Consider the following 23,503-nt stretch of genomic DNA (forward strand, 5'->3'; position numbering starts at 1 on the left):
AATCACACAGTTGAGCCTGCTCATCTTTTAGATCTTGAAGGTTTAAATATTAAATTTCGCTCATATTCTTCTCGTCTTATTACTATTTTTATCGTTATATTCAAATGGCATGCCATAAAAAATCCCGCTCGGAAGCAGGATTTTGATCTTTCAATTTAGTAAATCGACATATGATTGCGATGGATCATTTCAAGTGATCGGGCTTCCCCTAAAACTTGATGAACTTTATCTGAGGCCAAACCTTTAACGATTTCTGCCGAGCGTGAACTGAAGTTTACACGACCTACGGCAACACGATGACCTTGTGTATCGACACATTCCACCACATCACCACGTTCAAAATGCCCTTCAACCGCTTTCACGCCTACAGGTAATAAACTGCGGTGATTATCACGAATGGCTTTGACTGCACCATCATCAATCACTAAACGACCAGCTGTTTGTAAATGTGCAGCTAACCATTGTTGATGGGCTGTGACACGGTCATTATCCGTAATGAATAAGGTACCGAGTAATTCACCGGCCATCACACGTGAAAGCACATTGTCGCTATCGCCGCTCGCAATGACTGTTGGGCAACCTGACTTGGCTGCCAAACGTGCCGCACGAACTTTGGTCAACATACCACCACGACCGAATTTACCGCCGCCGCCCGCCATATCGAATAATGATTCATCCATTGCACGTACTGTATGGAACAGTTTTGCGTCTGGATTGGAGCGTGGGTCAGAGTCGAACATACCTTCTTGGTCAGTTAGAATCACCAAGAGGTCTGCATGAACCTGTCCAGCCACCATCGCAGCTAAAGTATCGTTATCGCCAAAGCGGATTTCGTCAGTCGACACTGTGTCATTTTCATTGATCACAGGAATCACACGCCAATCGATCAAATGCTGCAAAGCATCACAAGAGTTCAAATAGCGACGACGGTCTGCCAAGTCATCATGCGTTAACAGAACTTGCGCTGTGCGTATCGAACGTTGTTCTAATACGCTAGACCAAGTATGAATTAAGCCCATCTGACCAATGGCAGCACAAGCCTGTAGACTGGGTAGATCTGTGGGTCGGTTGTCCAAATTCATACGTACCATCCCTTCAGCCACAGCACCGGAAGACACAAGAATGATCTCGTGTCCTGCATTGTGTAGTTCTGCAATTTGTCCCGCCCAATGCGAGATTGCATCCAGATCTAACCCTTTTCCGTTTGCTGTGAGTAGTGATGATCCGATTTTAACAACGATACGTTTACAACCCTTGAGCTGACGTTGCCCATCTACCACTTCTATCATCTTGTCCTCAGACTTGTTTGCTTTGACACTTATTCAGCAATTAACGTACGTAGTACGACTCTGCCTCATCATCACCGTCTTCAAATTCATCATCAAAGTCTTCACCTTGACCTGCCAGACGTTGTTGACGACGCATTTCACGATATGCTTCTTTCGCAGCAAGCGTTTGCTCACGTGTTTCAGCTTCAAGCTGATCACGGAACGCTTTAACTTCTGCTGCATATTCAGGATCTTCAGTTTCGCGTTCGCGCTGTTCTTCAATTTGATCCATCAGGTAATACACAACGTCTTTAGTACCTTCAAACGTTAAACCTGAAGTTTTGAATACAGGGCCTTTCCACTGCAACTCTTCGAGAATGTGATCACACCATTCATCACGCGTTTCAGCCGCCAATTGGTCTACTTTATTGAGTACCAATACAACAGGTAATTTTGAAAGTGTTGGGGAGAATTTTTTCAACTCTTCCAAAATTGCTTTTGCATTGTACGCAGGGTCAGAACCATCAATCGGTTGAACATCTACGATGTGCAATAAAATACGTGTACGTGCCAAGTGTTTCAGGAATCGAATACCTAGACCTGCACCTTCTGCAGCACCTTCGATTAGACCCGGAATATCCGCCATTACAAATGAACGGTGACTATCGGCATCAACCACACCTAGGTTTGGCACCATAGTGGTAAATGGATAATCTGCAACTTTTGGTTTTGCTGCTGAAACTGCACGGATAAAGGTTGATTTACCCGCATTTGGCATACCCAACAAACCAACGTCTGCGAGTACTTTTAATTCAAGACGAATTTCACGATATTCGCCTTTTGAGCCGTGTGTACATTTACGTGGAGAACGGTTGGTTGAAGATTTGAAGTGAGTATTACCCAAACCACCTTCACCACCTGCTGCCACTAACACACGCTGACCGTCAGCCACTAAGTCGCCGATGATATCGCCAGATTCTGTATCTACAATTGTTGTGCCCACTGGAACGAGCAATACGGTATCTTCACCGCCACGACCTGAGCAGTTCGCTCCACGACCATTTTTAGCACGTTCTGCACGGAATTTACGTGTATAACGATAATCTACTAGGGTACTTGTGTCGTTGTCGGCTTGAACGTATACGTTACCGCCACGACCACCATCACCACCATCTGGACCACCAAATGGTACGAATTTTTCACGGCGAAAACTGGCTACGCCATTGCCACCGTCGCCAGCCTCTACGGTAATGACTGCTTCATCAACAAAGCGCATATTTGCCAATCCTCTAAAAACTTTAAAACCGCTTATTCTGCCATATTTTAAAGAATTTCTCGAACAATATTATTCAGCAATACTATAAATTTCATTCATCTTGGTGCTGATGCAAATTTTTAGGAAAATCCGCACATCGCTCGAAAATCTTTAGCTCATCATCAAAATAGCTTTGATAAATAGCAAACGAATTTCACTCCCCATTTCTGAAAGCTATTTACGTGCATTTTCCTTGGCTTCAATAATTTCAGGCAATGTTCGTTCAACCCAACCAATCAGATGCATTAACTTTTCTGCAGCCTGTGAGCCCATTAAAGTCAGTTGATATTCAACTTTGGGTGGCACGACTGGATAGACTGTCCGTAAGATAAAACCATCTTGCTCGAGCATTTTCAGCGTTTGAGCCAGCATCTTTTCGCTCACCCCTTCGATCCGCTGCTTAAGTTCACTAAAACGGTGTACCCCTTCAGTCAAACAACGCAAAACTAATACTGACCATTTATTGGTGAGATGTTCCAATATTTCTCTAGATGGACAGTCCGTGGATAAAACTTGACCTAATAATTTACTTGTAGCGTATGTGTTCATTAAATCTTTCCTCAAAGTCACTAACTTACTTTTTGGTACGTACTTACATTTAGTAAGTTAACAGATTAAGATTCAACCATCAAGATCATTGATTCAACAATCAGAGGGTTTAAATATGAAAATCGCAATTACAGGTGCAACAGGTCAACTAGGCCAATTGGTCCTTCAATTTTTATTGAAAGAAACCGCGGCCGAAAACATCATCGCTTTAGTTCGATCACCAGAAAAAGCAGCATCTCTACAAGCTCAAGGCATCGAACTTCGTCATTTTGACTATGATCAACCAGATACACTTGTTCCTGCACTACAAGGTGTCGATAAATTATTACTCATTTCTGCCAATGAAATTGGTCGCTGTACTCCACAACACAAAGCCGTAATTGATGCTGTTGTAGAAGCAAAAGTTCCATATATTGCTTATACCAGCCTGTTACGTGCCGATACATCGCCATTGGGTTTATCTCAAGAGCATCGTGAAACAGAAAGTCTGATTCAAGCTAGTGGTTTAAGCTATACCTTCTTACGAAATAACTGGTATGTCGAAAACTATCTTGCTGCTGCTGGGCATGTGGTTGAAACAGGTACCTTATTTGGTGCAGCAAAGGATGGAAAAATTAATGCAGCGACCCGTGCTGACTATGCCGAAGCAGCTGCAAAAGTACTTACAAGCTCTGGTCATGAGAATAAAACCTATGAACTTGCAAGCTCAGACAGTTTCACATTGGCACAGCTTGCTGAAACCCTACAGCAAGTTTCAGGTCAAAATGTTCACTATCAAAATCTAACAGCAGAAGACTACACGCAAGGCCTATTACAAGCGGGCTTACCCGCTGGTCTTGTAGATGTGATCGTCGATGCCGATATCAATAGCATTGACGGTGCAATGCAAAGTGATCGTAAAGACTTGGAACAGTTACTCGGTCACCCAACCACTTCTCTACGTAGTGCTGTTGAAGCTGCTTTAAAATAAGATTGAACCCACAAAAAAGCCCGAATTGATTCGGGCTTTTTTTTGAGTTGAATCACGCTTATGGATGTACATTTTTTATCGGCAAATCCATATTCATATCTAAATTTGCCTTGGTATTACGCTCTGCGTTATACATCGTGGCATTAAAGGTTGCGATTTTTCGCATGGTCATCGGGTCATTGAGTTTGAGTTGTGGTGCAAACTGATGTACCACATGCAAATCGACTTTTTCATTAAACTCAAAATACACTGGACCATTAAAATTTATTCGAATAGGAATGTTATAGGTTCTTTTCAAATGAAAAGGCACATCTAACTTGACAGGAATATCCATTTTTAACGGAAATTTCGGCACGAGTTTATTTTTAATCACCAAATCTGTGGTCGCCTCAAGCGGCATCGTCTGGTTAATTTGAATATTGGTGGAATAATCAATATCAACAGAAATGGGAACCTCTACACTAAACTGCAAATCTGCCAGATATTTTCCCTTCAAGGGTAGTTGCAGCTTCCGATCTAAAGCAATCTGCGTATCCAACGTCCCGATGGACTGCGTTTGCAAATAATTGCAAACGAAAATTTTGGTGGGTAGTGAATGCGACAATTGAATATCAGCATTTTTTGCACGCACTTGCATCGACGCATAAATATTTAAATACAACCAAAATAGCACCGCAACCAATAACGCAACTGCGATAAAACTTAAAATGATGCGCTTCGCCGATTGAAATATCCACATGGCTTACTCCTGAGCTTTCGCTTCAGTTTTGGCATGCTCTCTGTTGAGTCGCATTGTTTTTAGTGGAATCACCAATTCACCCTTTTTAATTTGAACGGGCAACGTATTTTGCACATCCACTGTCGCTTTTAATGCCGTTTTAATTGGAACATTCAAATTACCTTCAATAGGAATGTTGGTTTTTAAATTTGCATTGAGTGGAATATGTAGGTTTTCTTTCAGCACTGTTTTGACTGGCGCATCAAATTTTAAATGTACTTTTTGCTCCAAAGGCACATTCATATTCACTGGAATATCCAATTGAATCGGGATATCACCTTTGAGTGGCAAAGTCACATCCTGCCCCATGACTTTAACTTTCACTTTGGTAGTCACAGGAAGGTTTTGATTCACTTTCAAAGTTTCACGCACTGGAATCGTGGTCTTGATCGGGACTTGATTATCAAAATACACCCGTGGTGTCAGCGTTTGAGTTAAGGGAATATTTAAATTTTCATGTATAGGAATTTCAGCATTCACCCGCCCTGTCACGTCCACATCCAAGGCATCATGAATTTTGACTTCGGCTTGTAATGGCTCTTGCAGGTCGATATTGACGTTTTGATTTTCTAGCGGGATATAAATATTAAAGTGCTTAAACACCCAAATGGCGATAAGTACACCACAGAGTGCAGCAAACACAATAAATGCCAATCCACTGAGCATGTGCTTTGCTTGCAAACTAAATTCCTTTTGCTTTTTATTTTTTACAGTCTCATTTTGAACACATTATATAAACCAGTTTGCAATTTTTTGTATTTAATTCTTTAATAATTTCATTAACTTAAAACTTGAATATTTTAGTCAGCTTTTCATTATAAATGACTCACACTCATCTAACAGTGGCAGAAAAAACAAGAACTTTTGATGCTTTTGATCAATCCATTCGTCATCTATGCCTTAAGTTTTTAACCCATACTCTTTAGATAAAAAAAGAGCCTCAAATGAGGCCCTTTTTTTACAGCGTGTACTAATTAAGCATTAGTTTCAGCAGGAACTTTTGGATAGCTTACGCCGCCCATTTGCTCAGCAATACGCAATACTTGGCAGCTATAACCCACTTCATTATCGTACCAAACATAAGCAGTTAAACGGTTACCAGAAGCGATTGTCGCTTGAGCGTCAAACACACCAGCAGTACGTGAACCGATAAAGTCAGACGATACAACTTCAGTTGAGTTTGTATAACCGATTTGACCTTGAAGGTTAGAGTTGATTGAAATTTGGCGAATGTATTCATTCACTTCTTCACGGTCAACATCTTGACCCAAAGTAAGGTTCAAAATTGCAAGAGATACGTTTGGAGTAGGTACACGTACTGAGTTACCAGTCAATTTACCTTGAAGAGCAGGAAGTGCTTTAGCAACAGCTTTAGCAGCACCTGTTTCAGTGATTACCATGTTTAAAGTAGCAGCACGACCACGACGGTCAGCTTTATGGTAGTTGTCGATTAAGTTCTGGTCATTCGTGAACGAGTGAACTGTTTCAACGTGACCATTGATCACTGTGTACTTGTCGTTTAACACTTTAAGTGTTGGTGTGATCGCGTTTGTTGTACAGCTTGCAGCAGAGATGATTGTATCTTCATCAAGGATGTCAGCTTGGTTCACACCGTATACAACGTTCTTCATGTCACCTTTACCAGGTGCAGTTAGAATTACACGTGCAGCGCCAGCGCATTTAAGGTGCTGTGCAAGACCTTCAGAATCACGCCATTTACCTGTGTTGTCGATTACAAGCGCATTGTTAATACCGTAAGCAGTGTAATCAACTTCAGATGGGTTAGACGCATAGATCACTTTGATGAAGTTACCGTTAGCAATGATTGCTTCGTTTTCTTCATCAACAGAAATCGTACCTGCGAATGGACCATGAATAGAGTCACGACGTAACAAAGACGCACGTTTTTCTAAGTCACCGTCAGATGATTTACGAACAACAATTGCTTTAAGGTTAAGACCACGGCCTAAACCAGATTGGCTGATCATCAAACGTGCAAGGATACGACCGATACGACCGAAACCGTAAAGTACAACATCACGGTTTTCAACGTTAGTTGCATTGCCTTCAAGTGATTTCACAGCGTCAGCAACGAATGCGTCAACATCACCGCCTTTTTCTTTGAACTCAACAGCAAGTTTGCCAAGATCAATTTCAGCAGTACCGATGTTTTCGATTTTTGCCAAAGCTTCAAGAATTGGGAAAGTGTTCACAACTGAAAGTTCAACGTCAAGTACGCGAGTACGACGATGCGCTTTAAGAATTTGGATAACCGAACGGTTAATTAAAGAACGACCGTATACTGTAGCTACGATGTTTTTTTCACGATATAACTGACCCACTAGGGCAATCATACGTTCCGCGATTTCTTCACGGTTTTTCCAGCGACCTTGGTGCTCTGCATGTAGGGCAACGATAGTGTCTTTGCTCACAGATACGTCCTCTAATTAATTGTAAATCTAAGCATAAATTTCAAAACCCCACAATTGTAATGGAAAACTGAAAATTAATGAATCTAAAAGCAGATTTCGACAAGGTTATTTTGTTATATATTCACTATCAATTTTCAAAATAATCATGATTAGTATTATGATTTTATAGCCGAAAGTTGAAAAACCGGTTTTTTCGCAGATTTTTGTCACAAAATTTCAAATGTAGTTTTATCAACCAGATCTCTGCATATTTAGCTCAAAGATAAACGAATATTTATATTGTTCAAATTGTGGTGTTTTTTATTTTGCTCAATTTATAGTATTTTTACTAATGTTGAGCTCGTAATAATAATTTCACATTTTTAAATGATTTTTAAGACTATTCGACAGAGTCTTACATCTAAGGTTTGAATAAAGGGTTTAGCCTTCAGCTAGAGGTACTCTTACGAAACGTTGTTTCTCATTTGGCAAAATAAGAAGCGTGCTTCATAAGGAAACCATCTTGCGGAGCAATGCTCCTCACCGCAAAACTCGTTCACTACCGTCAATTTATTCAAAGTATCGCAAAAACATTTTTTATTAGAAGTAACCTTGTCTTAGACAATTGCGGATAACATTACCGCGTATCGTTCTTTTATTTGGATCAAATTACGCCTCTAATGTTACTGCCTAACATTAGTTTTAAAGTCAGATCAATATTTAAAATTCTGTGAATTTTTCAGATTCTCAGCAAACTTTTCCAAATTAAAATCAAAGAAATTTACACTCAGCTCTAATATTTTCGGTAGTGCATTTAAACCATTCTCTCCAGTACTAATCGCAAAATATCTCCGATCACTAAAAGACTGCACCTTTAAGGCATTTTCACATGGCTCAAAATCGAGATTGACGAGCTGTGAAGCATGTTCCTTCAGCAACATTAAAACCTGCATATAAGTCTGGCACTTTTTTTGCTGCTGCGCTTTTAAAGCATCGGTTTCAAGGCTTTCATACTCCCCTGTTTTCGTCATGCGTTTGGAAAATCCAACATGCGCATGCGCGCCATGGGTACCCGTATTTTCTACAGTTGCGTCTGTAGCAAAGATCTTCTGTTGATCATCGACCGGCTGCAAGAGCGCTTTCAACGCCGTATGAATTTGCTGTGACTGCTGATGATGTAATTCCCACTCATCTTCGTTTTGAACATGAAAAATTTGAGCACGCCGTTTCAACAAAAGCACCTGCCAAGCCTGTAGTTGAAGTCGCAGTCGTTTTAACTCCAAACTCGCCTCAAACTTCGGGCAGCTACTTAAGACGTTTAGACTCGTGATGAGCTTCTGAGATATTTGCATGCTATGGAAAAATACAAAATCATGTTGTATCTGCTCACTTAGTTGAAATTGAACAGTCTGATGTAATGGCTTCAAAATCAATTCATTGAACTGCTGCTCAAAAGCAGGTAAAACCGTCGCCAATTGTTGAGTGGCATCCTCTACATGCAGCATCAAAAGTAGATGCTTATCTACCCGTGTATGTAGTTGCTGCATTAAATTTTGTAGATCTAAATGTATAAAACCTACTATGGATGCTAGCTTTGACACTTGAATTTTTAATTGTTCTATTTGCTGATTCTCTAAAGCAGTAGTTAAATCTATGGCCACCCCATCAAAAACGTCGTCTGCTAAAGCGTCATTGTGCTTTGTCGATAAAAACCGTGTAGCGGAATACTGCGTCGTCCAATCTAAATTAGGCGACAAAATATAAATAAACTCAGATGTTTGTACGATTTGTAAATATCTCGTTTTTTGTTCACGCTTTAAATAGTATTTAAAAATCGGATGTTGCCAAATCTCAGACGATTTCGGGATAGTGGCATCAAAAAATTGCCCCAACATATGTGACTTTAAGAAAATTTCGATCAAGAAAATTTTGACTTGCTGGGCAGTGAGTTCACGTGCATCACTCGGCGCAATCAAATCCATTTTACGGATGATTTGTGCAGCATTTAAAATGAAATGCCGATGTAATACGTTTTTTTCATGCTGTAATTCAAAATCTTCTTCGGCATCTATTTTATTGATATAGGCTAGGTTTTCTTCTAATTTTTGCGCAACTTGAATACTCATTGTCAATGTTCGAAGTTCTTCGAGCTGTGTTGCCAAATACTGTGCATGCTCACGCATGACATCATATTTTAATACTTTCATCAACATGCCCAAATTCATCGGCACATCAAGTTGATACGACCGTGATGAAGACTCCCAACGAATACCTTTTTGCGATAACACCTGCTGTATCTGCGCTAAATTGGATTGATCAAGATCAGTGCATACTTCAGACACAATACTCCGCCAATGCTGATCCAACACAGGCTCTAGCTGTAAAAGTTTAGCGCTTAGATGAAATGGGACAACCACTGACTGCTTCCTGTATCTTGGTTTTTTAATCAATCTTTTATCGATTTCAGTTTATTTTTATCTAAAATAAATATTTTTGTACACCATCATTCAATGCTGTTCTTCCTAAACAATGAATTGAATCATGGTGTGTTTTAGTTTTATAAGTTTAAGATTTTCTTAAAAAACAGCAAGCGTTAATTGTGAACTGATCAATTTATCGTACCAATATTTTCAGTCTAAGAATCGATTCGATCATTTAACGCTTTTACATTTTTAGCTAACGCACGTTCATTTTGCTTTTGTTTCAACAGATGCAAGATGCCTTCTATCACCAATAACAAAACGGCACCCCAAATTGGAATATAGGTCAGCCATTCTTCTGCTTCTACTCGCTCTCCCAATGCGATCGATGCAAATGCTAACAACACAGGTTCTAAATAACTCAACAAACCAAAAATCACAAATGGCAGATAGCGACTCGCCAACATATAGCTACCTAAGCCAAGCGCACTCAGAAAACCAAGTCCTAAAACCGCCAAAATCAGATGCGGGAATAACGACATCAGCGCTAAACTATCGCTATGAATAAATCCTAAATAAAATGCTACAGGCAGAATTAAGCAAAGATCCCACCAAAAACCACCCAAATGATCAGTTTTAAAGGTACGACGTAAAAAGAAATAAATTGGATAAGCCACAGCGACATAAACAGTTTCCCACGCGATACTGCCAATACGCCAAATTTCATGGCCGACACCTAAAATTGCCAGTGCCACGGCAGCCATCTGCCATTTAGAAAGTTTTTCTTTATACAGCACACATCCGACCAGAACCATCACTAAAGGCAGTAGAAAATATCCCAAAGAAACTTCTAGTCCACGGCCATTAATCGGCCCCCACAAAAACAACCAAAGCTGTGTAGTACATAAAAAAGAACTGATGATTAACCAAATCAGAAAGATCGGCTGTTTAACCACTCGCCAAAAAATTTCACTGACTTTGTTTAAATCTTTCATCCACCACATAAATAAGGTTAAAAATGGTAAGGTCGCCAACATGCGCCATGCAAAAGTTTGCTCGCTATCTAGAGGTTTTAAAAAGATGGTAAAGAAATACAAAATACCAAAAGTGACCGATGCCAATACAGACAATGCAACGCCTTTATACATCTTTCACTCCAGTCCAAATGACTACATAATCTTGATATTTTGCTTGATCAATCAAGCTTTTCGCATGGACATTCTAGCAAATAAAAAACCATGCACAGGCATGGTTTTTTAGCATTTGTTCAAATATTTAGGTTTATGGTTTTACTGTCTGCTTGGTATGAATAATATCTGATAAGTCATAACCGACAGATTGAGCATAATTCAGATATTCCTGAATCACTTCCTGATCTGGGTGAGCCGAACGAGAAAGAACCCACATATATTTACGACGTGGCTCACCCACCAAAACTGTTTGATAGTCTTCATCGGCTTTGAGTACCCAATAATCACCACGCCCCACAGGCAACCAACGAATGGCTTCTGGTAAGAAACTAACTTTTAATTTCGAGTTAAACGGTGCATTTTGTACAAATGCCTCGCCTATTGATTGCTTCTTGGTACCATCTTTAGATACACAGCGATTATTTACATTAATGTTGCCATTTTCATTTAGCGTGTAAACCGCAATCACATCACGGTCACAGCTTTTTTGAAAAACCATAGGCTTACGAGCTACTTCATACCACATACCTAAATAACGATCGAGCTCGACTTTTTCCACAGTCTGTAACGGTTTCGTCTGTGCATAGGCCATTGTGGCTGCACCCAAACCAATTAACACTGCTGCACCAAGTGCAATTTTTGCGAGTTTAAAACCAGCTTTCGGAAGATTCGTTGTTGTCATTTTTATGCCTCATTTCGCTGCAAAATTATCGATAAAATAAAGTAGATTCTTTTCTCGTGATTTTACTCTAGCGGAAAAAATTGCTCTAAAAATCATTTTCTTGTCTGAATTATGTATGTCATTCAAACAATATTCCGCATCTTGTCTAACAAAATTATGAAATCATCTGTGCTTTTAAACGCAAGATTTCATCGCGTAAACGAGCCGCTTGTTCAAACTGTAATTCCTTAGACGCTTTTAGCATTTCTTTTTCCAACTTATTCATATGTTTTGCCAGAAGTTTTGGATCCGACATCAAATGACGTTCATCTGCAGTTAATGCCTTGGCCTGATCTGAAATTTTTTCATCGATTTCATCATCTGTCAGCACTTCACCTGTATCAATATCATTGACGTTTTGACGCACTGCACTGCGTGGCGTAATGCCATGTTCAAGGTTAAATGCAATCTGTAAATTACGACGACGATCCGTTTCATCAATGGCTTTTTGCATGGAGTCAGTCATACGATCTGCATATAAAATCGCTTTACCGTTTAAGTTACGCGCTGCACGACCAATGGTTTGAATCAAAGAACGCTCAGAACGCAAGAAGCCTTCTTTGTCTGCATCTAAAATGGCGACTAGAGACACTTCTGGCATATCTAAGCCTTCGCGCAGTAAGTTAATCCCAACAATTGCATCGTATACACCCGAACGCAATTCATGGATAATTTTAGTGCGCTCAACAGTGTCAATATCAGAATGTAAATAAGCGACCTTAATACCATATTCTTTCAAATATGAAGTTAAATCTTCTGCCATACGTTTGGTTAATGTCGTAACCAATACACGCTCATTTAAGTTTTTACGATTATTAATTTCTGACAATACATCATCCACTTGCGTTAACACTGGACGAATTTCAATTTCAGGGTCGACCAAACCTGTGGGTCGAACCACTTGCTCAACGACTTGTTCAGACTTTTCCATTTCATAATGTGCAGGCGTTGCACTGACATAAATGGTCGAAGGAATAATCCGCTCCCATTCTTCAAATTTCATTGGGCGGTTATCAAGCGCACTTGGTAAACGAAAACCGTAATTGACCAAATTTTCTTTACGTGAACGGTCACCTTTATACATAGCCCCAATTTGCGGTACGGTAACGTGCGATTCATCAATGATTAATAAAGCATCATCAGGTACATAATCAAACAAAGTCGGAGGTGCTTCACCAGAAGGACGGCCAGACAAGTGGCGTGAATAGTTTTCAATACCATTGGTATAGCCAAGCTGCTGCATCATCTCTAAATCATAACGTGTACGTTGTTCGATACGCTGTGCTTCGAGTAATTTATCATTTGCACGAAAGAATCCTAGTCGTTCTGCGAGTTCTTCACGAATCGTTCCAATTGCACGCTGCAAGTTATCTTTAGGCGTCACATAATGGCTCTTTGGATAAATCGTAATCCGTGGCACTTTACGCACCATTCTGCCTGTCAATGGATCAAACCATCGAACTGAATCAACTTCATCATCAAATAACTCTATTCGAATGGCATTTTGATCAGATTCAGCAGGAAAAATATCAATAATTTCACCACGAATACGGTATGTGCCCCGTAAAAATTCGAGTTCATTTCGGGTGTATTGCATTTCCACCAAACGACGGATGATATCATCACGGCTAATACGGTCTCCTTCCACGATATGCAGAAGCATACTCATATAAGCATTGGGATCACCCAGACCATAAATAGCTGAAACTGACGCTACAATAATTGCATCACGTCGCTCTAATAATGCCCGTGTTGCCGAAAGACGCATTTGGTCGATATGATCATTAATCGATGAGTCTTTTTCAATAAAAGTATCTGAAGATGGAACATAGGCTTCGGGTTGATAATAGTCATAATAACTGACGAAGTATTCCACGGCATTATGCGGAAAGAAGGCTTTAAACTCGCCATAAAGCTGCGCAGCTAAAGTTTTATTATGCGCCATAATAATCGTTGGACGTTGCGTGCGTGCTATCACATTTGCCATGGTATAGGTTTTACCTGAACCTGTTACCCCTAAGAGCAACTGATCATGCATTCCTTTTTCAATCCCCTTCACCAATTTCTCAATCGCTTGAGGCTGATCACCTGCCGGCTGATATTGTGTTACCAGTTCAAAAGGCTGTTCCTGCATCACACTCTTCTTCAACAGTTTTATATGGCTTTATTATGAGGGCAAAGTTGCACAAAACAACGCTAAATTTATGTAAATACCAGAGGCGTGTACGGACTGTAAAATTATAATTCAACATAAACCCATAGATTTTTTTCATGTTTGAAAAATAATTCGCCTGATTTCGCATGTTTTTCTTGAGGAAACTCTTGGCTCTAAAAAAACTCAAGAATAAAGCGTTCATTTATCCCTTATTGATACTTGACCTATATAAATTTCACCTGCAACATGAACAAAAGGACGCCACAGATCAAACTTATGACTTACCAATATCATGACGAAAGTATTGTTAAAAACCTACCCGAAGATACTATTTTTGTTTTTGGCAGCAATATGGCAGGTCAACATACTGGCGGTGCAGCGCGTACTGCCCTAGAGCATTTTGGTGCAATGAATGGTATTGGTCGTGGATGGGCTGGTCAAAGTTTTGCTATTCCAACAATGAATGAGCATTTACAACAAATGCCATTGTCTCAGATTCAATATTATGTTGATGATTTTAAAATCTATACCAAGAATCATCCGAAGACCAAATATTTCATTACTTCGATTGGCTGTGGTGTCGCTGGCTATAAAGTTGAAGAAATTGCTCCCATGTTTAAGGGGATTTCCAGAAATGTTATTTTTCCAATTTCATTCCGTCCTTTCGTTGAAAAAGCTTTACCTAAACTTACTTCGAAACTTCTACATACAATTTTTCAAGACTCGGTAATTTTTGCACCTTCGGCAGATAAATTGGTTGATGTTCTGGCCTTAACAGATAATGAAAAAAGTCTTGCGAAAATTGTGCTGAATACCCAAATGTACCCGACAGATAGCAATGGTCGTGACCGTATTTTTGAAATTGAAGATATTTTGCATGCTCTGAATGGGAAAATATTTGAGTTTCAAAGCAACTCAGAAGGCCCAATGATGTTTGGCGGCGTCATTTTAGCCCTACTTGAACTGTACAATATTAATGAAAAAGATTTCATTGATGTTTGGAAAGCTGAACGTGAAATCGCTGCACCAAGACCTGAAAATAAAGCTCGTAAAGCCAGCCGCTAAAGACTTTTTTCACCATATCTCCCCCCCTAAAAAAGCCAAAGTCTACATTGGCTTTTTATCTAAGTTGAATTAACGACTTTTAGCGACATAAGTCACACTAAAAATAAATTTTATTTTATATATCACATTATTTTAATATCATTTTTTTCATCTTATACTACATGCTGTAATTATCATGAAGAATGACGAGCACATAAAATAGACATGCTAGATTCTCCTTTTTTTGAGCTATCCCCCATTGCCATGTGGCTTGAAGATTACAGTGAAGTCAAAAAACAATTTGATCTCTGGCGTCAGCAAGGTGTGCAGGATCTCGCCACTTTTCTTCAACAAGATGAATCACGTATTCTGCAATGTGCGAGAAAAATAAAACTCTTACAGGTTAACGCAAAAACGTTGGAACTTTATCAAGCACGTGACTTTGAACATTTATGTCAAAACCTGGATTTAGTTTTTCAGGCGGAGATGTGTCAAACACACATTAGAGAATTGGTTGCATTGTGGAATGGTGAAACACATTTTTCCCATTCTGCCGTGAACTATACGCTCAATGGACAACGCCTAGACATTCAACTCAAAGGCATCGTGCTACCGAGTCATGAGCAGGATTTATCTGCCGTTTTAATTACGACTGAAGATATCACCTCTTATACTGAAGCTTGCCGTTTACAAGAACAAAGTCGTCATTTGGCAGAAGCGCGTTTTCATTATTCTCCAACCTCACTTTGGGTCGAAGATTTTAGCCGGATTAAAATCAAATTAGATCAGCTACGCGCTTTAGAAATCGAAGACTTTGTCACTTTTTTGGATGTTCATCCCGATTTTGTACAAGAGTGCATTAAAGAAATACTGATCGTTGACGTCAATCAAGCCACGCTTGATTTATTTGGCGCTCCGAACAAAGAAATATTGCTCAAAAATGTACATAAAGTGTTTGCCAAAGAAATGCTGCAAACCTTTAAAGAACAGTTGATTGAACTTTGGAATGGCAATCTACATCATCAACGTGAAGCCGTAAATTATGCACTTGATGGCAGTATTCGCCATGTCTTGCTGCAATTTACCGTATTTCCTGATTATCTCGACGACTGGAGCACCGTGCAGGTTGCTCTGACTGATATTACCGCACGTAAAAAGGCTGAAAATTATCTTGAATATTTAGGTAAACATGACGTCCTGACCAAACTCTATAACCGTTCATTTTATATCGCAGAACTCAATCGTCTCGAACGCAATCAATTACGTCCTGTTTCTTGTATTTTTATTGATTTAAATGGACTAAAAGAACTCAATGACAGTATTGGGCACGATGCTGGTGACAGTATCCTCAGACGTCTGGGCAACATTTTAAACCAACTTATTCAGCATACGCCCTATTCTGCTTCGCGCATTGGCGGTGATGAATTTGTCATTCTATTACCTGGTGCAGATGATGCAGCGCTGCAAAACTGCTTACAAAGTTTGAATGAGTTATTATTGGTCGATAACCAATTTTATTCTCATCAACCGATGAGTATCTCGATTGGCTGTGCCACCAATGAGCTGAATGAGCGGATGGACGATATGCTTAAACGTGCAGATCTGGATATGTATCGTCAGAAGAAAAAGTATTATCTCAATAAAGACCGAAGAATGTCAGTCTCTCAGTAAGTTGCATGATTTAAATATCAGCGAATAAAAAAGCCATGGTCAAATACCATGGCTTTTTTATTTTAAAACTTAGCGTTTTCCCATCGAACGGCGGGTACCACGTGGTGGCATCCAGGTTCTATCCGCATAGCGTTGTGGCTTAGGACGAAGATCTTCAAGGATCTCATCTGTCGCACCTTGTTCAGCTTGCTTCAAAGGAAACGGTAAATTAACTAAAGGCTTTTTCTTGGGAGTATTTGGGGAGCTCATCAGACTGACTCAATAATAACTCAGCCTATTGTACAAAAAAAAAGAGCAGAATGTAAAAACAAGTCTTTTATTATGCACTCTAATAACAATTCATTTAATTTCGATATCATGTTCAGGATAAAAAATACGTCTTAAGTGTTCTATTTTATCTAACTAAAAGATGTCTAAAAAATCGATGGCTATTCATATTTTCTAAAAAGCAGAGCGAACCAGTATTTTTTTATTTTTAAATTAAAAAATTACATAATTACTAAAATAATTAAACTTAATGAAATACATTTCCTTATTTATTAACTTTTCACCTACTTAGTACTCTTGTTTTTCATACAGATTAATTGAGCCAAGTTTAGTTTATTAACAATAACAAAAACAAAGATGAATAAATTGAACAAGGAGTTCAAATGAAAAAGGTTTTAGGGACGTTTATTGGCTCAATGGCATTAATGCCTATTTTGACTCATGCCGATTCCCCTTATTTTAGCCTGCAAGAAGGCGATGGCTTTAAACGTTTTTCAGTTTCGGTGGGTGCTTTACATGTTATGCCACAAGGGAAAGCACAACCTTTCAAAGTAAATACCGCAGCTAACGAAGGCATTACATCTGCAGTAGGTAATGTCAGTATTCAAGCTGTTCAAAATAATCTCGATCTTGACATGGGTTCAAATTCAACCACCGCAATCCTTCGACTTCTAGATGGATTAGGGGTCGATACGCTTTCTGCAAATCTGAGTGGTTCTGCTGAAGTTTATAATCTCTCAAGCTGGAACAATCCAGGAACAGGTTTAGAAGCCGAGGATGTGACTACCCTAGGGATCATGACCAATTACTTTTTTACCGATAATATTTCTCTTGAAATTAAAGCCGGGATTCCACCAACAGTGGACTTAAAAGGTAAAGGAAGAATTTATGCGCCTTTCTCTGCGCAAGCTACGCCATCTATAGACCTCTTTCCGAGTATTCCCGGATCAATTGATTTACAGAGTATCGACTTGAAAAAAGATATTTTAGTTACAGATTTAGGTGCACAGGATAAGGCTGCTTCTGCTCGTGCTTGGACACCAGCTTTTGAATTCCAATATCACTTTGGTAAAACAGGTGTAAATAAGTTCCGTCCTTATGTAGGGCTGGGTGTGATGTATGCTTATTTCAACGAATTGGAAATGAATAAGAATGTTGAGCAGGACTTGATCAAAGCGGGTCATATGATTGCAAATATTAAAGATGGTCAAGCAGGTAAAGCTCTGGAAATTGGTGAACTCCCTTATGGCACATCAGTTCCTGATAATCTGAAAAGTAATGGTAGTACACCTAAAGTTAAACTTGAGGCTACTGATGTCTTTGCTCCCGTTGCTACAGCTGGCTTTACTTACGACTTTAATGATACATGGTTCGCAGTAGGTTCAGTAAGTTATGCTCATTTAAAAAATGAAACAACGATTACTGTGTCCAATGCCGAACATGGAACTTTAATTACCTCTAAAGCAGATATTGAGGTAAATCCAATTCTGGCTTATGCAGGTATTGGTATGCGTTTCTAACCGATCCAATTTAAAAGCAGAGCTTAGCTCTGCTTTTTAGTTTCTTGCTCATGGAATAGCTAAAACCTTTATTCAGCACCTAAATTCTATTCATGACTTAACTATCTCCATAGACATTAAATCCATAAAAAAAATTTATCTTTTAAGTAATTATTATTCTATCGCGGCAACAAGTTGAATCGACTAACATAGGCTCGACGATCTCAGCACAAAGTTCTTATGACCAATACCCAGTTTTCCAAGCCACTTATTTATATGCTCATTGGTTCAGCAGTGATTCTGGCTTTGTCTTTGGGTGTCCGTCATGCATTTGGTTTATATCTGGTGCCGATGAGCCATGAATATGGTTGGGGTCATAATGTATTCAGTCTGGCGATTGCCATGCAAAACCTGATCTGGGGTGCGGTTCAGCCGGTAACAGGTGCGATTGCTGATAAATACGGTAGTAAACTGGTGGTGGCAGTCGGTGGCGTACTATATGCCTTAGGACTATTACTCATGGCCATCAGCTCTACCGGTTTACTGCTTAATTTAAGCGCAGGTTTAATCCTAGGTTTGGCTCTCTCGGCCACTTCATTTCCAGTATTACTCTCGGCCGTAGGACGTGCAGCGCATCCAGACAAACGTAGTTTAGCCATGGGTATTGCCAGTGCCGCAGGTTCTTTTGGTCAGTTCATTATGCTGCCCTCTACATTACTGCTACTGCAAAAATTTGGTTGGTCTTCGGCTTTGGTGGTCAGCGCCATTTTAATTGCGCTTATTATTCCTTTAGCTTGGATGCTAAAAGCACCAATGTATGTTGCACCAAATGCAACTAATACGCATGAAGCCTCTCTGACTTTTAAACAAATTTTGCAATTGGCTTGGGAGCATAAACCCTTTTGGTTTCTAGCACTCGGTTTCTTTGTCTGTGGCTTCCAAGTGGTGTTTATTGGCATCCATCTTCCGGGATATTTAATCGATCATGGCTTTAATGCCACTACGGGCACTATTTTCCTAGCGCTCGTTGGACTGTTTAATATTGTCGGCACCTACACAGCTGGTTGGCTCGGTGGCAAATATTCCAAACCAAAGCTGTTAATGGGACTTTATGGTTTACGTGGCATTGCCATTATTGCCTTTCTTTTGCTGCCTTTAAGTACATGGACAATCTATGCGTTTGGCGTCATTATGGGTTTACTATGGCTTTCTACCGTACCGCTCACCAACGGTATTGTAGCCAATATGTTTGGCGTTAAATATCTCAGTATGCTGAGTGGCATCGTATTCTTTACACACCAAGTCGGTTCTTTTTTTGGTGGCTGGTTGGGTGGTGTGAACCACGATATGACCGGTAACTATAATGCCATTTGGATTTTTTCGATTGTCCTGAGTATTTTTGGGGTATTGGTACATTTCATGGTTAATGAGGAAAGTGTCATTCATGACTAATTCAACATTATGGTTTCGACTTAGTATTGCCATCAGTATTCTGGCCTTGTTGGCCTTATCCATCGGCTTATGGAGCCAAACACCTGAATTATTCGAATACTTTAACCAAGCGTTTTGTGCGCATTAAAGACGTATTGAAATCTTAATTCCGCCCCAAACTGCTGTTTTATCAACACTACAACAGCAGTTTTTTAGCTATTTTCTACACGATTCAATAAAAGCTGAATTTTCAACATATTAGTATTAATAATACGTTTTTTCATAAACTTAGCTTATTTTTTAATTTTCCAACCTGCACTTTCTTTCATAGATTAAGTCTCAATAAAGAACAATTTGAGAACTTATGAAATGACCGCATTAACTCAACTTTCGCAAGCCATCCATGATGCTCCACGTTGGCATCAAGCAGAACAATTTCAAGATGGCAATGAAATTCGTATTGAAGCGCAACATGACCAAGCTTTGGGGGCTGTGGTTTATGGTTTAGATGCGCGTAAAGCACAGTCTGGGGAAACCATCTACCGTTTAAAACAAGCGCTGGCAGAACACTTGATTTTAATTTTTAAACATCAAAGTCTAGATGATTTACAGTATCTCGCGTTTGCAAGCTACTTCGGTTCAATTTTCAGTCCTGGTGCAGATATTCCTGTGCTGGCGTCACAAGATGATACCGGTACACCACCAGACGTGGTACCCGTTTCAAATGCAGTCGGCAAAGGTGACTATACTGGACATGGTGAATTGGCTGCGCATGCAGATCATCAGTGGACTCCGCTGCCATCTTTTGGCTCATTACTCTATGCCATTGAACTACCGCAAGACGGTGGACAAACCTCATGGTATAACACCATTAAAGCCTATGAAGCTTTAGATGAAGCGACACAAAAACATTTAGACCAACTTCAACTCATTACCTATAACCCATTTGTCCGTGCCAAAAATAATAAAGGCACAACGGGATATGGCGCTACACCGCTATATCGTTTCAAAGACCAACCGATTGTTGGACATGCTTATCCACATCCGCTTGTACGTACCCATCCAGAAAGTGGCCGTAAAGGGCTGTGGTTAAATGAACGATCTGAAGTGGAATTGGTTCACTACGATGATCAGTCAGGCAGTGAATTGATTGCATCTTTACGTGAACATTTATTGAAACCTGAGTTTCGATATGAACATCAATGGGAAGAAGGTGACATTGTATTTTGGGATAACCAAGCGACATTACACTCACGCCGCCCTTTCCCTTCAGACCAACGCCGCTTATTAAAGCGAATTAGCTTAGCAGGAGGACGACCATACTAATGTTGAACTTCATGCCAACAATAAAAAATAAATAACCCTGTAAAATCCGTGTTTGAGCAATAACCCCAAATAATTAAAATCTGAAAACAATAAGAACACTGCTCAAATTACGGATGATCTATATCTAAGGCCTTAAAACCTGAAATCAAATGATCTAACATCGCACGCACACCCGGCAGCATGCCTTGTCGTGTCGCGTAGGCAACATGGATGACCCCTTGCGGCAATTGCCATTCAGGAAATAGCTCTATTAACTCACCACTTTTTAAAGCATCACGTACAAACACTTTGGGCAAAGAAGCGATTCCCACGCCAGAAATTGCAGCAGAAATCATGGCACTAAAACTGTCAGTTCTTAAGCGTGGATGAAATTCAATTTGTTGAGTTTCACTTTTTTCACGATGTCGGAAATCCCAAAAATGTTTAGGCCGATCAAAACCAATACACGGAAAATTTTGAATCTCAGCCAATTGCTGTGGAATTTCACGCTCGAAGAAAAGTTGTGGCGATGCCACCAAAACATGATCCCAAGCATCTAAATCTCGAACGATCAAATCACTATCCATTAAAGGCATATTACGCACACGAATGGCTAAATCTACGCCTTCCTCAATCACATCAACCCGATGATTGGTCGCCATCAGATGCACACTGACCTCAGGATATTGCTGCATAAAATCAGTGACCATTTTTGCAACAGGCATTTCCACCAAAGCCACAGGACAAGAGATTTTAATCTGGCCACAGAGTTGGTCATTCAACGTACTGAGCACAAAGTTTTCCGTTTCGCTGACTTCCTCTAAAATTTTTAAGCAATGCAAATAGAACTGTTGTCCTATTTCAGTTACTGTAAATTTTCGCGTATTACGCTGAATCAGACGCACACCCAAACGGGTCTCTAATTCTGTGATACGGCGTGATAGCTTAGATTTTGTAATACCCAATGCTTCACTGGCTTTGGTATAACCTTGGTATTTCACCACTTGCACGAAATAGTAATAGTCATTTAAATTTTGCATGATTGTTTCATTTTTAGAATAATCTGTTGAGTTTTTCGCCCTGTCATTCCCTCACTATACCTCAATAATAGATCTCAGAAGCAATAAATTGAGGACTGAATTATGAATCCAATCAAACGTGTTTATCATAGTGATCGTAGCACTTGGGTGGGCGATGGCTTTCCAACAAACTCTATGCTGCCTATGCAAGAAATGGGCAATCAAACCAGTCCATTCCTCGTTATGGGCTATACCGGCCAATATCATTTCTCTCCAAGTCATCATCAACGTGGTGTTGGGTCACATCCACACCGTGGCTTTGAAACAGTAACCATTGTTTATGAAGGAGAATTGGAGCATTTTGACTCTAAAGGAAATCACGGCAGCATTGCCAAAGACGAAGTGCAATGGATGACCGCAGGTCGAGGCATTATGCATGAAGAACACCATTCTAAAGATTTTGCCAAAACAGGCGGAAATTTAGACATGGTACAACTTTGGGTCAATTTACCTCGTCATGCCAAAATGACTGAACCTCGCTATCAAGAACTGACTACAGCCAATATTGCTGAAGTTAAACTTGCACAAAATGCAGGCGTGGTACGCGTCATTGCTGGCCAATTTGAAGACACAATGGGCGCCGCTGAAACCTTTAGCCCGATGAATGTGTTGGATGTGCGCTTGAATGCAAATGCTGAACAGGAATTTTCATTCAACCCACAGTGGAATAACATGATTTTTGTATTAAGTGGCGCGATCGAAATTGAAGGTCAACGCTTTGATGCGAAACAGACTTTATATGTCAGTGACCAAGTATCGTCTTTGAAACTTAAATCTTTTGAAGCAACCAAACTGCTTATTTTAAGTGGCGAAGCTTTAAATGAACCTATTGCGGCACATGGACCATTCGTCATGAATACTGAAGATGAAATACGTCAGGCATTTTATTATTTTCAACATGGTCATTTTGCTTAAATATTTCCACGATAAAGTCCCAATAAAAAAACTGCCTTCTGGCGGTTTTTTTATATCTATGTTGGTATGAATTACGCATCACACTTTCAACAGATTATTGCGTGACTTTTTGATAAAACGCATCGATTGTATTGACCATTTGATCGAGTCCCAGCTGTTCCAAAGGATAATGTCCTGCGTTTTTCAACATGACGACATCGACTGGAACTTGCTTAATCCGTGCTAAAAATGGCTGACTTAAAGCCAAAGGCGTCCAGCGGTCTTGTTCAGGCTGCGTTAGTAAAATTGGGCAGACATCAAACTGCTCCGGTGGCGTGCCATTTTTATAATATAAATACGAATCTAGAAATTTAACCGATACACTATTCCCAGCTGACGTTTTATCTTTTATAGCCAAATCCTAAAAACTATAGAACAATAGAGATATGGGATATTCAAAAGATTTTAAAGACAAAGTCATAGAAATTATGATTCGAGATGAAATGTCTGTGCGAAAAGCAGCACAGCATTTTAAC

General features: G+C 39.7%; 20 protein-coding genes and 1 pseudogene. 8 read left to right on the forward strand and 13 right to left on the reverse strand.

From position 1 onward, the window contains the following. Positions 1-155: 155 nt before the first annotated feature. From proB to FTU65_RS12260, 3 genes are all read right to left on the reverse strand, one after another. The gene (gene proB / locus FTU65_RS12250) at positions 156-1,289 is read right to left on the reverse strand and encodes a glutamate 5-kinase (RefSeq protein WP_078190202.1); all 1,134 of its coding nucleotides are present in this window, start codon (positions 1,287-1,289) and stop codon (positions 156-158) included. 40 nt (positions 1,290-1,329) lie between these two features. Next, positions 1,330-2,544, reverse strand: a complete 1,215-nt coding sequence (cgtA, locus tag FTU65_RS12255; protein ID WP_078190204.1) for an Obg family GTPase CgtA — start codon at positions 2,542-2,544, stop codon at positions 1,330-1,332. Between the two features lie 213 nt (positions 2,545-2,757). Continuing rightward, the gene (locus tag FTU65_RS12260) at positions 2,758-3,132 is read right to left on the reverse strand and encodes a helix-turn-helix domain-containing protein (RefSeq protein WP_078191873.1); all 375 of its coding nucleotides are present in this window, start codon (positions 3,130-3,132) and stop codon (positions 2,758-2,760) included. Positions 3,133-3,247: 115 nt separating this feature from the next. On the opposite strand from FTU65_RS12260, the gene FTU65_RS12265 reads away from it, so the two are divergent. After that, positions 3,248-4,102: an SDR family oxidoreductase gene (locus FTU65_RS12265; RefSeq protein WP_180065644.1), complete on the forward strand. Its 855-nt coding sequence runs from the start codon at positions 3,248-3,250 to the stop codon at positions 4,100-4,102. A 58-nt stretch (positions 4,103-4,160) separates the two neighbouring features. Here the strand turns inward: FTU65_RS12265 and FTU65_RS12270 are convergent, their stop codons facing one another. The 7 genes from FTU65_RS12270 to uvrB form a co-directional block, all read right to left on the reverse strand. Continuing rightward, a complete protein-coding gene (locus tag FTU65_RS12270; RefSeq protein WP_180066834.1) occupies positions 4,161-4,841 on the reverse strand; it encodes a hypothetical protein in 681 nt (226 codons plus the stop codon). Between the two features lie 3 nt (positions 4,842-4,844). Beyond that, positions 4,845-5,546 carry an MFS transporter gene (locus FTU65_RS12275; RefSeq protein WP_218949720.1) on the reverse strand — a complete coding sequence of 234 codons (702 nt, stop codon included), beginning with the start codon at positions 5,544-5,546 and terminating at the stop codon, positions 4,845-4,847. A 308-nt stretch (positions 5,547-5,854) separates the two neighbouring features. Beyond that, a complete protein-coding gene (locus tag FTU65_RS12280; protein ID WP_111885541.1) occupies positions 5,855-7,312 on the reverse strand; it encodes a glyceraldehyde-3-phosphate dehydrogenase in 1,458 nt (485 codons plus the stop codon). 692 nt (positions 7,313-8,004) lie between these two features. Continuing rightward, on the reverse strand, positions 8,005-9,708 hold the full coding sequence (locus FTU65_RS12285; RefSeq protein ID WP_180065650.1) for a hypothetical protein: 1,704 nt from the start codon (positions 9,706-9,708) through the stop codon (positions 8,005-8,007). A gap of 218 nt (positions 9,709-9,926) precedes the next feature. Beyond that, positions 9,927-10,859 (reverse strand): EamA family transporter RarD, encoded by a 933-nt coding sequence (rarD, locus tag FTU65_RS12290; protein WP_180065652.1) that lies wholly within the window; start codon positions 10,857-10,859, stop codon positions 9,927-9,929. 133 nt (positions 10,860-10,992) lie between these two features. Further along, entirely contained in the window at positions 10,993-11,583 is a 591-nt protein-coding gene (locus tag FTU65_RS12295; RefSeq protein ID WP_180063384.1) for a lipocalin family protein, read from the reverse strand. Positions 11,584-11,737: 154 nt separating this feature from the next. Beyond that, positions 11,738-13,759 (reverse strand): excinuclease ABC subunit UvrB, encoded by a 2,022-nt coding sequence (uvrB, locus tag FTU65_RS12300; protein WP_180065654.1) that lies wholly within the window; start codon positions 13,757-13,759, stop codon positions 11,738-11,740. Between the two features lie 294 nt (positions 13,760-14,053). On the opposite strand from uvrB, the gene FTU65_RS12305 reads away from it, so the two are divergent. Continuing rightward, positions 14,054-14,842: a hypothetical protein gene (locus FTU65_RS12305; RefSeq protein WP_180065656.1), complete on the forward strand. Its 789-nt coding sequence runs from the start codon at positions 14,054-14,056 to the stop codon at positions 14,840-14,842. A 198-nt stretch (positions 14,843-15,040) separates the two neighbouring features. Then, entirely contained in the window at positions 15,041-16,492 is a 1,452-nt protein-coding gene (locus FTU65_RS12310) for a sensor domain-containing diguanylate cyclase (RefSeq protein ID WP_180065666.1), read from the forward strand. Between the two features lie 69 nt (positions 16,493-16,561). Here FTU65_RS12310 and FTU65_RS12315 read toward each other — a convergent pair whose 3' ends face one another. Continuing rightward, positions 16,562-16,741 (reverse strand): hypothetical protein, encoded by a 180-nt coding sequence (locus FTU65_RS12315; RefSeq protein ID WP_099339550.1) that lies wholly within the window; start codon positions 16,739-16,741, stop codon positions 16,562-16,564. Positions 16,742-17,142: 401 nt separating this feature from the next. Between FTU65_RS12315 and FTU65_RS12320 the strand changes: the two genes are divergently transcribed. The 4 genes from FTU65_RS12320 to FTU65_RS12330 all read left to right on the forward strand — a co-directional run bounded on the left by FTU65_RS12320 (position 17,143) and on the right by FTU65_RS12330 (position 21,015). Next, positions 17,143-18,279: an OmpW family protein gene (locus FTU65_RS12320; protein WP_180050857.1), complete on the forward strand. Its 1,137-nt coding sequence runs from the start codon at positions 17,143-17,145 to the stop codon at positions 18,277-18,279. A gap of 219 nt (positions 18,280-18,498) precedes the next feature. Continuing rightward, positions 18,499-19,710 carry an MFS transporter gene (locus FTU65_RS12325; RefSeq protein ID WP_180065657.1) on the forward strand — a complete coding sequence of 404 codons (1,212 nt, stop codon included), beginning with the start codon at positions 18,499-18,501 and terminating at the stop codon, positions 19,708-19,710. Continuing rightward, entirely contained in the window at positions 19,703-19,837 is a 135-nt protein-coding gene (locus tag FTU65_RS16375) for a hypothetical protein (RefSeq protein WP_257221407.1), read from the forward strand. The genes FTU65_RS12325 and FTU65_RS16375 overlap by 8 nt, the downstream gene beginning before the upstream one ends. 221 nt (positions 19,838-20,058) lie before the next feature. Next, on the forward strand, positions 20,059-21,015 hold the full coding sequence (locus FTU65_RS12330; protein WP_180066835.1) for a TauD/TfdA family dioxygenase: 957 nt from the start codon (positions 20,059-20,061) through the stop codon (positions 21,013-21,015). 107 nt (positions 21,016-21,122) lie between these two features. Here the strand turns inward: FTU65_RS12330 and FTU65_RS12335 are convergent, their stop codons facing one another. Further along, positions 21,123-22,034 carry a LysR substrate-binding domain-containing protein gene (locus FTU65_RS12335; RefSeq protein ID WP_180065662.1) on the reverse strand — a complete coding sequence of 304 codons (912 nt, stop codon included), beginning with the start codon at positions 22,032-22,034 and terminating at the stop codon, positions 21,123-21,125. 102 nt (positions 22,035-22,136) lie between these two features. Here FTU65_RS12335 and FTU65_RS12340 point away from each other — a divergent pair, with 102 nt between their 5' ends. Then, on the forward strand, positions 22,137-22,988 hold the full coding sequence (locus FTU65_RS12340; RefSeq protein ID WP_180065664.1) for a pirin family protein: 852 nt from the start codon (positions 22,137-22,139) through the stop codon (positions 22,986-22,988). Positions 22,989-23,082: 94 nt separating this feature from the next. Here FTU65_RS12340 and FTU65_RS12345 read toward each other — a convergent pair. After that, a pseudogene (locus FTU65_RS12345) lies at positions 23,083-23,379 on the reverse strand (alpha/beta hydrolase); the annotation flags it as partial. Positions 23,380-23,503 lie beyond the last annotated feature (124 nt).

It is taken from the genome of Acinetobacter sp. YH12129, from assembly GCF_013418685.1.
In the GTDB taxonomy this organism is placed as follows: domain Bacteria; phylum Pseudomonadota; class Gammaproteobacteria; order Pseudomonadales; family Moraxellaceae; genus Acinetobacter; species Acinetobacter amyesii.